Source organism: Lacibacter sp. H375 (assembly GCF_037892425.1).
In the GTDB taxonomy this organism is placed as follows: Bacteria; Bacteroidota; Bacteroidia; order Chitinophagales; family Chitinophagaceae; genus Lacibacter.
On record NZ_JBBKTT010000001.1, the window covers coordinates 438,297 to 450,874 of the forward strand.

Annotated in this window: 6 protein-coding genes; all 6 read right to left on the reverse strand. The window is 39.5% G+C overall.

Annotated elements, in window-relative coordinates; genetic code table 11:
- Nucleotides 1-86: 86 nt before the first annotated feature.
- Nucleotides 87-1,931, reverse strand: coding sequence for a 2-oxoacid:acceptor oxidoreductase subunit alpha (locus WG954_RS01935; RefSeq protein WP_340433084.1), 1,845 nt, complete (start codon nt 1,929-1,931; stop codon nt 87-89).
- A gap of 183 nt (nt 1,932-2,114) precedes the next feature.
- On the reverse strand, nt 2,115-5,498 hold the full coding sequence (locus tag WG954_RS01940; RefSeq protein WP_340433087.1) for a VCBS repeat-containing protein: 3,384 nt from the start codon (nt 5,496-5,498) through the stop codon (nt 2,115-2,117).
- Between the two features lie 97 nt (nt 5,499-5,595).
- On the reverse strand, nt 5,596-7,146 hold the full coding sequence (locus tag WG954_RS01945; protein WP_340433089.1) for a RagB/SusD family nutrient uptake outer membrane protein: 1,551 nt from the start codon (nt 7,144-7,146) through the stop codon (nt 5,596-5,598).
- Nucleotides 7,147-7,189: 43 nt separating this feature from the next.
- Nucleotides 7,190-10,546, reverse strand: coding sequence for a SusC/RagA family TonB-linked outer membrane protein (locus WG954_RS01950; RefSeq protein ID WP_340433092.1), 3,357 nt, complete (start codon nt 10,544-10,546; stop codon nt 7,190-7,192).
- A 167-nt stretch (nt 10,547-10,713) separates the two neighbouring features.
- The gene (locus WG954_RS01955) at nt 10,714-11,814 is read right to left on the reverse strand and encodes a FecR family protein (protein ID WP_340433095.1); all 1,101 of its coding nucleotides are present in this window, start codon (nt 11,812-11,814) and stop codon (nt 10,714-10,716) included.
- A gap of 89 nt (nt 11,815-11,903) precedes the next feature.
- Nucleotides 11,904-12,482, reverse strand: coding sequence for an RNA polymerase sigma factor (locus WG954_RS01960; protein ID WP_340433098.1), 579 nt, complete (start codon nt 12,480-12,482; stop codon nt 11,904-11,906).
- Nucleotides 12,483-12,578 lie beyond the last annotated feature (96 nt).

Genomic DNA, 12,578 nt, shown 5'->3' on the forward strand with positions numbered 1-12,578 from the left:
AAGATAATTTCTGCTTTAGTAAATGAAAACAAAAAATCCATCAATGGGTATTGATGGATTTAATTATTTAAAAGACTGACAGTAATTTACAAATACTTACCGATTTCTTCAATCAATTCACCTTTGGTGATAGGCACCCCTTTGATCTTGTTATAACCTTTCGCATCAACAAAATACAGATCACGAATAATACGGATCAGCTGACCATTATTGATCTCAGGTACCAACACTGTATCAAAACTCTTCAGTATGTCACCAAGATTTTTCGGAAAAGGACGGATGTAACGGAGATGCGCATGCGATACTGATTTACCCTGCGCCTGCAGTTCAGCACAAGCACTTTTGATTGCACCATAAGTACTACCCCAACCCAGTACCAATACTTTACCTGTTGCTGCACCACTGTCTAATTTCTGTTCAGGAATATAATCAGCAATTTTATCAACCTTAGCCTGTCTTGTTTTCACCATGTGCTGGTGGTTATCGGCATCGTAGCTGATGTTACCGGTAATATCCTGTTTTTCTAAGCCCCCAATACGGTGTTCCAATCCGGGCGTGCCGGGAATAGCCCAGGGGCGAGCCAGTTTTTCATCACGTTTGTAGGCCAGTAATTTTTCTTCGCCTTCATCAAGTCCTTTCTTAAAGTTCACTTTTATTTCAGGCAGATCAGCGCTTTGTGGGAATTTCCATGGTTCAGCACCATTGGCAATGTAACCATCGCTTAAGAACATAACTGGTGTCATGTGTTGCACCGCAATGCGTGCAGCTTCATACACCGCATCAAAACAATCAGCAGGCGTTGATGCAGAAATGATCGGCATCGGGCATTCGCCATTACGACCATAATAAGCCTGCATCAGATCACTCTGTTCAGTTTTGGTGGGTAAACCTGTTGAAGGACCGCCACGTTGAATATTGATAATAAGCAAAGGAATTTCCAGCATCACTGCCAAACCCATTGCTTCACCTTTTAATGCAATACCGGGACCACTGCTTGTAGTAACAGCTAATGAACCGCCATAAGCAGCTCCAATAGATGATGTAATAGCAGCAATTTCATCTTCGGCCTGGAATGTTTTTACACCGAATGCTTTGTACTTACTGAGATCGTGTAAGATATCTGAAGCAGGTGTAATTGGATATGAGCCGAGGAATAATTGAAGCCCGCTTTTTTGCGAAGCAGCGATCAAACCATAACTCACAGCCTGGTTACCCATAATGGAACGGTATAAACCGGGTTCCATCCTCGCTTTCTCTACTTTATAAGTTGTGGTAAATGTTTCCGTTGTATCGCCGTAGTTATAACCGGCTCTCATTACACGGATATTGCTTTCAAGAATATCAGGTTTCTTACCAAATTTATCTGTGAGGAAGCTGATGGTACTTTCCATGTCACGATTGTACATCCAGTACAAAAAGCCCAATACAAACATATTCTTTGCACGGTCTTTTTCCTTCATACCCATCGTGATGTCGGTCAATGCTTCCCTTGTCATCTTGGTCACATCCATCTTGATCACTTCATAGTTCGATAAACTATCATCGTCGAGAGGATTAACACCTTCGGGGTAGTTGGCGAGGCGAAGATTCTTCGCATCAAAACCATCTGTATTGACAATGATCTTTCCGCCCTTCTTAATGGCTTTGAGATTAGCTTTTAATGCAGCAGCATTCATCGCCACTAACACATCGCAATCATCTCCCGGTGTGTACACATGGTCGCTGCTGAAACGCAACTGATAACCACTCACACCTGCGAGAGTTCCTTGTGGAGCACGGATCTCAGCCGGAAAATCGGGGAAAGTGGCAAGATCAATTCCCATGAGGGCGGTATTATTGGTAAACTGGCTACCGGTCAATTGCATACCATCACCACTATCGCCGGCAAATTTGATAACTACATCGTTTAATAGTTCCTGAGTTCTTGTCATAGCAACGCAAAATTAGGCAGGTTCAATCTATGAAAAAATTCAATCTTACAAATATTCTCAGTGTTTTTTCAGTCACAAAACACACAGAAAGTATTAATTAAACAGAATTTCTGCTTAAAGGCAGATTAAACCCCTGCTGAAAGCCCAACCTTTCTACCTTAAACTGGTTGAATTTTCTTATCTCTATTTTGACTTATTGATTGCAATAGCTATTTTAAACACTCTCATGGAATCATTATTAACGGCAGCGAGTACTATTTTTTCCCCGTTTGATAAGCGAATAAGCGACATGTCTTTCACATCACCTTTCAATATAAAACCGCTGGTTGCCGGTGGGACTGATGTAAACGATTTATTGCTGGCACCTCGAAGAAAACAACCGTATGATGCATCATATCTTCCCGTCATTACCTCCGCCTGGTATTCATTACCTGCCAGCAACAGATCTTTAAAGCCATCGTTATCCAGGTCGTCGCAGATAATAGAATTAACAGGGGAAAATTGTGCTTCTACCGGCAATACATGTTTGATGAATTTGCCATTGCCTGTATTTTCAAAATAACAGGTTCTTGTTTCATCACAAAGCAACTGCAAAATTTTTTCGGGTGATTTTCCTTTAAAAATATCCTGGTAGCTGGCGTGTGCAAAATCCTCATTTAATAGAAATTGCTTTTTTATAGCAGGTACCCGTTCAGCAAAACGGCCTCTGCTAATGGCGGGATAAGAACGTTTAATACCATCTCCGTCCTTTATATAATAAAATAAAAAAGGATCGGTACTGCCGTTGCCATCGAGATCAGTTGCGAATAATTGCATGGGCTCCTGCAGACTAACCTTGTATTCACAATTCAACCCAAGGTTACCGGCAACAAGATCAATATCCCCATCATTATCAATATCAGTTGCATTCAAACTACGCCACATACCATTCATTTGAGTAAGCCCGGTTGCTGCTGTTACGTCAATAAAACGTCCACGATCATTTTTAAAAAATTGTAACGGCATCCAATCTCCGGCAATGATAAGATCTGGTTGATGATCATTATTAAAATCTGTCCACACTGCTGCAGTAATCATTCCCGGTGTTTGCAATGCCGGGCAAACTTTTGCAGTAACATCAGTGAAAATGCCTTTGTTATTATGCAACAAAAAACTTTTTGGAGCTGTGGGGTAATTTTTTGATACTCTGCCTCCAATAAATAAATCGACGTAGCCATCGTTATCAAAATCATTTGCGCTTAAACAGCCTGCAATTGTTCTGACTGAATCAGGTATAGCATCAGGTTGCAGTTTAAAATTTCCTTTGCCATCATTGCTAAACAAACGTGGTTTATAATAAATTGAATTTTCCTCATACTGCATTCCGCCATAAGTAACCAATAAGTCGTTATCGCCATCTCTGTCAGCATCAAACAAAATGCAATCCTGGTCTTCTTCAAACTTAATGCTGTCGGTGAGATTTTTTGAAGTAAATAGTTGTCCGGCTGTTTGTGAAAAGATTTTTCCTGAAAAATTAAATGCACCGCCAATAAAAAAATCTGTTGTACCGTCATTATTGATATCGCCGGTAGTTATAAACGGGCCCAATTGAGAATATTTCTGCGGCAATAATTGTTGACTGGCGTAATCGTTATAAATGTTATCGCTGTGTTTATATATCAAACCATTGTACCCTGTTATATCTGAAAAAATATAAGGAGAATTAACTGCAGCAACCAGCTCAACAGCTGCGTTTTTCCATGCAAGTGACAAGCTGGTATCAGCCTTTACATTTCTTAACAGCTGTTTCTTGCCATCGGGCCACACAACAATCAATGAATCTGCATGATCATTCTGTGCTAAACCAAAAACAAGCTGTTGATCTACCGATGAGAAATAACCACGGACCGGGTTTTGTTCCTGCAGCTGTAAGTTGCCGTTATTGTAGATAAATACTTTTGCGCCAAATCCATTTTTATTCAGACTGTCACCAATCAGTTGCAGACTTAAATAATGAGAGGCGGATGGTTTGTTTTGTTGATTGGTATTGTTGAGTAAAACAAATGCCGGTTTATTAATATTATTTACAACAAGATCAAGATCACCATCATTATCCAAATCGGCATATGCCGCACCATTAGACATAGAGGGCTCGTCAACGCCTCCATTTTTTGATTCATCTGAAAATGTAAGGTCTTTATTATTGATGAATAAATAATTGGGCAGGTTAACATTTTCTAAAGAAGCCAGTTTTTTTCTGATCGCTTTTTGCTTTTCTTCCTTTGTTAAGTTGTTATTGAAAATATTATTACTGAACTCCACGAAATCGGCATCAATAAAATCCCTACCGATGCCATTGGTGACATGCATATCTTTCCAGCCATCATTATTAAAATCAGCCATCAATACACTCCAACTCCAATCAGTGGCATGTACGCCGCTCAATCGTCCTATCTCACTAAAAAAAGGGATATCGGTATTTCCTGTTTTTAAATGACCATTATTCAACTGCAGCATGTTGCGCATAAATTCCGGCTCGTAACCCATCGCTCTTTCTGATTCATACCGATCGTAATTCATAAAAGACACCGAAGTCTTTTTTCGTTTATTCATTTCCGGCAGCATATCAAGCGTAATGATATCCGTTAAGGTGTCATTATTAATATCTGCTGCGTCAGCACCCATGCTTGAGTAAGACTGGTGCTGAATAGATTTGTCAATACAATTTGTAAAGGTACCATTGCGGTTATTCAGCCATAGTTCATCATTGGATATAAAATCATTTGCAACATAAATATCAGGCCAGCCATCGTTATTTAAATCACTAACGGAAACGCCTAGCCCATAACCATCTTCTTTAATTCCGGCCGCCATTGACACGTCTGTATAAACAGGATGCCCCGCATTTGTGCTGTCGCCATCATTACGGTAGAGTTTATCATTAGCAGGTGAATAGCCGCTTTTGTCACGTGGCAAAATGTTGTTGGAATTATTGGCTGATAATAAATAATTGGCCAGGTACATATCCAGATCACCGTCTTTATCGTAATCAAAAAACACCGCCTGGGTGGAATTACCCATGTTGGCCAATCCGTATGCTTCTGCTTCTTCTTTAAAACTAAGGTTGCGTTGGTTGATGAATAAAAGATTTTTTGAACGGGTCACCAGATCCTTACCAAATACGCAAACATATATATCATCAAAGCCATCGTGGTTAATATCAACAATGCTTACGCCGGTACACCAGACATTTGTACCTATTCCTGCTTTCTCTGTGATGTCATCAAATTTATTATTGCCTTTGTTTATATACAACCGGCTGCTTACCTGGTTTCCGCTAAAAAAAATATCCCTCAGTCCGTCATTATTAAAATCGCCAATGCCAACACCTCCACCCATATAACCAAACTCGTTGATGAACGAGTACGAAGAATCGTTATCGTGGATATCATTACTAAAATGTATACCAGATGATGTTGCCGGCAATTGCGTAAACAACGTCTCTTTTTGCTGACGATTACACGACAGTAATAAAATGATGCCGGTAAAAAAAACAAACTGTATACAATCAGATAAAAGCTTGGTCATGCAGATTACAAGTTATCGTTTAAAACTCTCATGGCTACTAATCAGCAAAAAAATAGAGGCTATTGGAATAGCCTCTATCTAAATTACACTACTCCATTTATTTTATCATTGGATTAGTTGAAGTTTCAATTGCCGGAATCGGGAACATATCTACTTGCCCAGGTACAGGATCAGGTTTTAAAGAAGGGAAGTATCCTTTTTTCCTCCAACGCAATACATCTATATTGGCCACTTCTTCGCCACCTAATTCAACTGCCCTTTCGTGCATGACTGCTTTCAAAGCATCGTTTTTTGTTGCCGGTGAAACAGGTGGCATAGCAACACCCGGACGGCTACGTACTTCGTTGATATAAATTGCTGCCTGTGCAGGTGTTCCTACTTCTGCTTCACATTCAGCTAACATCAGCAATACATCTGCATAACGAATTACACGTTGATTAATACCGCCGGGATGGAATCCGGAGTTTACGTATTCATAAATACTATACTTGCGGAAAAAACGCTTAATGGTTACACCATTTTTTGTGCTTTTTGCAATGTTCATTGCAGCAGCAGTAAGTTGACGTGGTGTAACTGATGGGTTATTGATATTGTCAACAGCACCGGGAGCTGTTAAGATATTATCACCTTCTTCGTAAATAGTAAACTTGTATCTCGGATCATTCGCTTCAAATTCATTTAGAAATCTGTCTGAAGGAATGACATTACCCCAGGTAATTCCATACTCCTGATTACGCACTGTACTCAACGGACTTGTTGAACCTTCACCAATATAACCCCAGTTAAAGTTGTTATCACCCTTATCAACAAACACAACTTCAAAAATAGATTCAGCATTAAATTCATGTCCGGCTGTAATAGTTACACCACCATCACTCTTTATATCACCATCAAAATTCCACAGGTAATTAGGTACCAGCGAATATTTGCCATATACTTTTAGCAATGCAGTTTTAGCAGCAGCATAGTCGCCTTTTTGCATAAGTGCTCTGCCAAGTAAAGAATTAGCTGCACCACTTGTTGCTCTGCCATTATCCGCAGAACCATAGCTTGCAGGCAAAGCAGCTGCAGCTTCGGTGAGGTCTTTTACAATAAGAGCGTAGATATCAGCAACAGGCGATTTGCCTTTAAAACCAATAGCAGAAGAAATTGTTTCTGTATACAACGGAACTTCTCCCCATTGTGATACTAATTCAAAATAAGCCCAGCCTCTTAAAAATTTAGCTTCGCCAACCACACGGTCTCTTAGTGCAGTATTATCAGTTATTGCAGGTGCTTTACTAAGTACCAGGTTTGCCCTGTTGATCATTCGGTAGCAGCCAGTCCATACATCAGACATTACAGAGTTTGATGTTGCCGGTGATGGTTGCTTTAACAACTCAGCTCTTGGTGCCTCTAACTGATCTCCACCAGACCAACATTCGCCGCCTCTCATATCATGTGTAAAAAACCATTCCCGTCCAACCAACTGCGCAGATCTTAAACTTGAGTAAACAGCATTTACGCCATTCTGCAGCTCGCCTGCTGTTTTAAAATAACTTTCCGTTGTTGGGTTATTTTCATCCAACACCTCCAGTTTTTTGTTGCAGCCCATCATACTAACAATTGCCAATGATGCTGCTATAATTGATTTTATATTTTGTTTCATAATACTATAATTGTTTTATAAAAATAAACCTGGGATAATACCATTAAAAACTTGCCTGAATACCTGCCTGGAAAGATTTAGGCTGTGGGTACACAGCAAAGTCGATACCATTGGTTAATGATGAACCAGGAGTTCTGTTACCCACTTCCGGATCGAATCCCGTGTATTTTGTAAACGTCAGAATATTTTGTGCCGATACATAAATACGCAAGCTCTTTACTGTTCCTTTTGTATGTGTTTCTAAAACCTTCACAGGCACAGTATATCCTACCATAATATTTTTCAGGCGTAAAAACGAACCATCTTCAAGGAATCTGGTAGATGGACGGGCATTCCTGTTAGGATCAGATGAAATAGCACGGGGGATATTTGTTTTTGTGTTGGTTGGTGTCCATGCATTCAATACTTGTGTGCCTGCATTGAAGAAACGAACCATACCTTCTGTAATAACCCTTGTGGCATTGTAAATCTTATTACCCTGTACTCCCTGGAAGAAAAGTGATGCATCAAAATTTTTGTAGTTGCCTCCAAGATTAAATGCGTAAGTAACTTTAGGAATAAAGCTGCCTAGAAACTGGCGGTCATTGTTGTCAATTATTCCATCTTTGTTTAGATCCTTAAACTTAAGATCACCGGGAGCTGTAGCGGCAGTTTGTTTGGCATGGCTGCTAACTTCTGCAGCGTTTTGAAAGATACCTTCTACTACCCAACCATAAAAACCCTGAACAGAATATCCCGGAGCAGTATTGGTAATATTATCACCACCAAAATCTGCGTCGTTGCCCCGCTCAATTTTTGTAACACCTTCAGCCAACTTAGTTACCTGGTTGGTTACAAAACTCATGTTGGTACTTGCATACCATTTAAACGAACCTTCTCTTTTATTATAACCCAATTGAAATTCAAACCCGTTATTTTTCATGGCACCAACATTTTGCAATACCGTGTTGTTGATGAATCCAAACGATGGCGGAATCGGCACTCCCAAAATCAGGTTATCAGTATTTCTTTTATAATACTCAGCTGAGAAAGTGATCTTATTTTTAAATAATCCAAGATCAAGACCAATGTTTATCTGTTTTGTTTTTTCCCATTCCAGATCCTGATTACCCAATCCTGGAATATTAGAACCAGGTCCACCTGTAATTGAATTACCGAAAGGATAAGATGAGCTATTTGCAAGTACGCTAACTAACCAAGGCGTGTTTCCTAATACCAAGCCATTAAGACCAGTAATTCCATATCCCACTCTTACTTTCAATTCTGAAATTTTGGGAATGTTTCTCATAAAATCTTCCTGGTCAACTCTCCAGCCAACAGAGGCAGATGGGAATGTTGCCCATTTTTTACCCGGCGCCCAAACTGAAAGTCCATCACGTCTCACAGCTACACTTAAGATGTACTTGCTCTGATAATCATAATTCAAACGTCCCAGGTAGGATAACAATGTATTTTCTCCAACCAGCGTTTGTGCAGAAATATTCGTTGCATTATTTAACGTGCGCAGGTCGTTTGATGGCTGATTACCACTGGCATTTTCCTGCTTTGTTTGCTGATCCTGTTGTTCATACACAGCAATTACATTGAGATGATGGTTGCCAAAAGTTTTGTCGAATGTAAGTTGCTCTGTAAATAATTTTACAGTTGAAACATTACGGTTATTGGTAATTGTTGCCTGCGTGGCACTTGAACCGGCTACCGCACCATTATCATTAAAAATTGGAGCGAAACGGTAATCTAAACCTGTTGCATAATCAATACCAAATGTTGATTTAAATTTCAACCAGCTGGTTATATTAGCCTCGAGAAAAGCAGTACCAAAAATCTTTACTGTTGATCTTTTCCCACGGTTCTTTAATGCTGCATCTTCTACAGGGTTAGTAGGATCACCACCATCTTTAGTAGCATCTACACCTCTGTATCCTCCATTAGAAGTTGGATCGTAAACAGGTATGTGCGGCATCATTCTTATTACGTTTACCAAATTGGATCTTGAGCCGGTTTCATTATTATCATAATCCTGTGTACCGGAAGCAACATAGAGGTTTTCACCGAACGTAAAAACCTTGCTGATAATATGATCTGAGTTAATGCGGAAATTATAACGGCGATATGCCACAGTTGGAGTGGTACCTTGCTGGTCGGTGTAACCCGCAGAAGCATGAAATCTTGATATATCATTACCGCCACTTAAGCCTACATTATGCTGGTTCATTGCGCCTTTCTTAAAATAGGCATCCTGCCAGTCTGTATTAGTTTGGCCATACGTTTGTGCTGCTCCCGCATGTGTGGGTTGATTTATTTGAGGTTCTGTAAGTCTCGGCACCTGGCTGCCTCTGTAAGCAAGTGCATATTGCTTAAACTGTTCTGTGTTCAGAAGTGAAAGACGTTTTGTTACTTCCTGTGTGCCAAAATAAGAATCAAGAGTAACACTCATTTTACCGTCTCTTCTTCCTTTTTTTGTATTGATGATTATCACACCGCTGGTAGCTCTTGAGCCATAAATAGCAGCAGCTGATGCATCTTTCAATACATCTACCGATTCAATATCTTTTACATCAATCGCAGCAAGATTTCCTGTGGGAAATCCATCTACAACATACAACGGATCGGAAGCAAAACTAATAGAGCTGATACCTCTGATCCGCACAATTGGCTCGGTACCCGGGCTTCCGTTATTTGTTACCTGCAAACCAGCAACACGACCCTGCAAGGCCTGCGAAATAGTTAGTGCGGGCAGCTCATTCAACGTTTTACTGTTTACAGTTGAAACAGCACCTGTTACCAATGCCCTTTTCTGCGTTCCATAACCGATCACCACCACTTCATTTAATGCTTTATTTGATAAAGACATCACTACTCTTACAGAAGATTTGCCTTCTATATTTACTTCCTGGGTAACCATACCAATAAACGACAATACCAGCACTTTGGCATTGTCCTCTACTTCTATCGAGAACGAACCTTTATTATCCGTAGTAGTTGCTTTGTCAGTTCCCTTTACCTGCACCGTTACACCGGCAAGGGGTTCTGATCCTTCACCTGCTACGGTACCCGTGATTGTACGCACAACCTGGTTACCTTCAAATTGATCTTTTTTCTCTGAAATAATAAAAACACCTGAAGTTTCATCAAACCGGTATTTAAGTCTGGTTTGTTGCAGCACAGCATCCATTACCTGTGACAATGGCGTTTCTTTTGCTTTTACAGTTACAATCTTTCCTGGCGGAATAATGTCATTAGAAAACGTAAACCTGTAATTGGTTTCTTTTTCAATGGCTTTAAAAAACGTGGTCATTTTTACCCCGTTCAGCGAAAGGGTTACTTTCACATCCTGGGAAAAGCCTCCTGCATGTACCATGAGGCTACATACAAACAGAAAAATCGCAGTCAGTTTCATAATTTTAAGCAGCTTCGTTAAAGATGGATTTGGCATACTCCACCTGCAAGGATGATTTTTTTTCATACCTTTATTTTGGTTTTAATTTAAAAAATAGAAACTCTTTTATTTTAAAAGCGTTTCAAAGTTTTGATACAGGTAGAATGCTGCAACATTCTCCTGTATTTTTATTTTGACAGGTTTATGGTTAATGTTTGGCCTGGTTCAATTGTATAATTAAAATGTTTAGATTCCTTTAAATAATCAAGAACCGTATTCAGATCCTCCTTTTCGTATGTTCCTGTAAACCGATAGTGGCAAATGGTGGTATCCTTAAAATTAATTTTTGCACCGTACCACCTTTCCAATAAAATGGCGATGTTGTGAAATTCTTCATCATCAAACATCAATTTGTTTTCTTTCCAGGCTATTTCCTTAATATCACCGGTACTTGTGACCACCAATTTTTTCGGAAGGCTATCTGTAACATAAGTGTCCTTGCTTGCCGTGGTTAAATTGTTATTTAGCGTGTTGGCATTCCCATTTTGCCATTCTATTTTTTGGTTGGGATAAAGCAACATCTTAACATTATTATTTTCTTTAAGTGTTACTTCCACCAATCCACTTATCAGAGATGCTTCAGTGTTTTTTTCATTCAGATATGCCTTTACATTAAAAGCAGTACCCAATGCTTTTACATCCATTGCGGGGGTGTGCACAATAAATGGTCGGGTGATATCATGCTTCACTTCAAAAAAAGCTTCTCCTTCTAAATAAACATCCCTTGTAGCTATACCATAATTTTCATTGATCTTGATATTGCTTCCGGCATTTAACGTAACAACAGAGCCATCGGGTAATTGAATATTCTTTCTTTCGCCATATACCGCCGCATAGGTTTTACTATTATCTCTGCCTCCAATAAAATAGTTGATCGTAACAAACAGACCTGCCACAATGATAGCCGCAGCTGTAATTTTTAGCACTAGAGGCAAAACCTTTCCTCTCCAGCCTTTTTTAAATTTCACCATCTCAACAACCGGCGTACTCTCTCTCAATGCAAGGCTGTTTTCTAAACGGGTAGCCTGTTCCTCGAGGTCGGCCTGCGCCAAAGCATTAAATAGCTGAACATATTGTTCTTCGGCATCCGCAATCAATAAAGCCTTGTCGGGGTTTTCTCGTATATAATTTTCCCAAAACGCAATATCAGCAGGAGCAGACCTTTTGCAATAGTTAATAAAAGATTCGTCGGAAAGTAGTTCTTCAATGGTCATTTTATCAGCGTTCATGGTATAATATTAGGATCTGTTCTAAAGCAGAGTAAGTTGCAGGCATTTTTTACCCGTCATTTGAAAAGATTTTTTAAAAAAAGCCAGCCTTAATACTTTTGGCACATGGCAAAAGTGGCAGCAGAGGCCAAAACAGTGAGCACGGACATGAGTGCAGCACTTTGTGGATGACGGCTCTTCACTATATCTAATTTGAGCTTCTTTAATCCCTCATGAATTTTATTATAAACCGTGCGATGAGATAAGCCGGTTCTTTGTACAATTTCCGGGTAGCTTAACCCGTCGTAGAACTTTAGTATAATCAGTTCTTTTTGACGGTTCGGCAGTTCATTGATACGATCCATCAACAGTTGAAACAAATGGCTTTGTTCATCTTTACGTATTAATTTTTCTTCCGGATTAGGTTGCGGATCTTCGGGGTAGCTGCTCCATACCACTTCTAATAAACCTGACTGTTTGTTTTTTTTCCAGTCTGCAGTAAGCTTTCTTAAAAATGAAGTGATGAGATAGGATTTTACATCTCTTGCATCCTGTATTGTTTCCCTCTTTTCCCAAAGGTATAAAAATAATTGCTGGATAATGTCTTTCACCAAATGGGCATCCTTCATTTCCTTCAACCCAATGAATAAAAGTGTATGATAGTATTTTTTATATAAGGCTAAAAACATTTCTTTATCACCTTGTTTCAGCCCTTGCCACAAGTTGTTATCATTATCCATAAGCAATCGTAATGAACGTTGGTGAGTTCTATCTTATAATAGCAC

Excerpts from the sequence above, each read along its gene's own strand:
- WG954_RS01935 (WP_340433084.1), bottom strand. The coding sequence starts at position 1,931 with ATGACAAGAACTCAGGAACTATTAAACGATGTAGTTATCAAATTTGCC.
- WG954_RS01940 (WP_340433087.1), bottom strand. The coding sequence starts at position 5,498 with ATGACCAAGCTTTTATCTGATTGTATACAGTTTGTTTTTTTTACCGGC.
- WG954_RS01945 (WP_340433089.1), bottom strand. The coding sequence starts at position 7,146 with ATGAAACAAAATATAAAATCAATTATAGCAGCATCATTGGCAATTGTT.
- WG954_RS01950 (WP_340433092.1), bottom strand. The coding sequence starts at position 10,546 with ATGAAACTGACTGCGATTTTTCTGTTTGTATGTAGCCTCATGGTACAT.
- WG954_RS01955 (WP_340433095.1), bottom strand. The coding sequence starts at position 11,814 with ATGAACGCTGATAAAATGACCATTGAAGAACTACTTTCCGACGAATCT.
- WG954_RS01960 (WP_340433098.1), bottom strand. The coding sequence starts at position 12,482 with ATGTTTTTAGCCTTATATAAAAAATACTATCATACACTTTTATTCATT.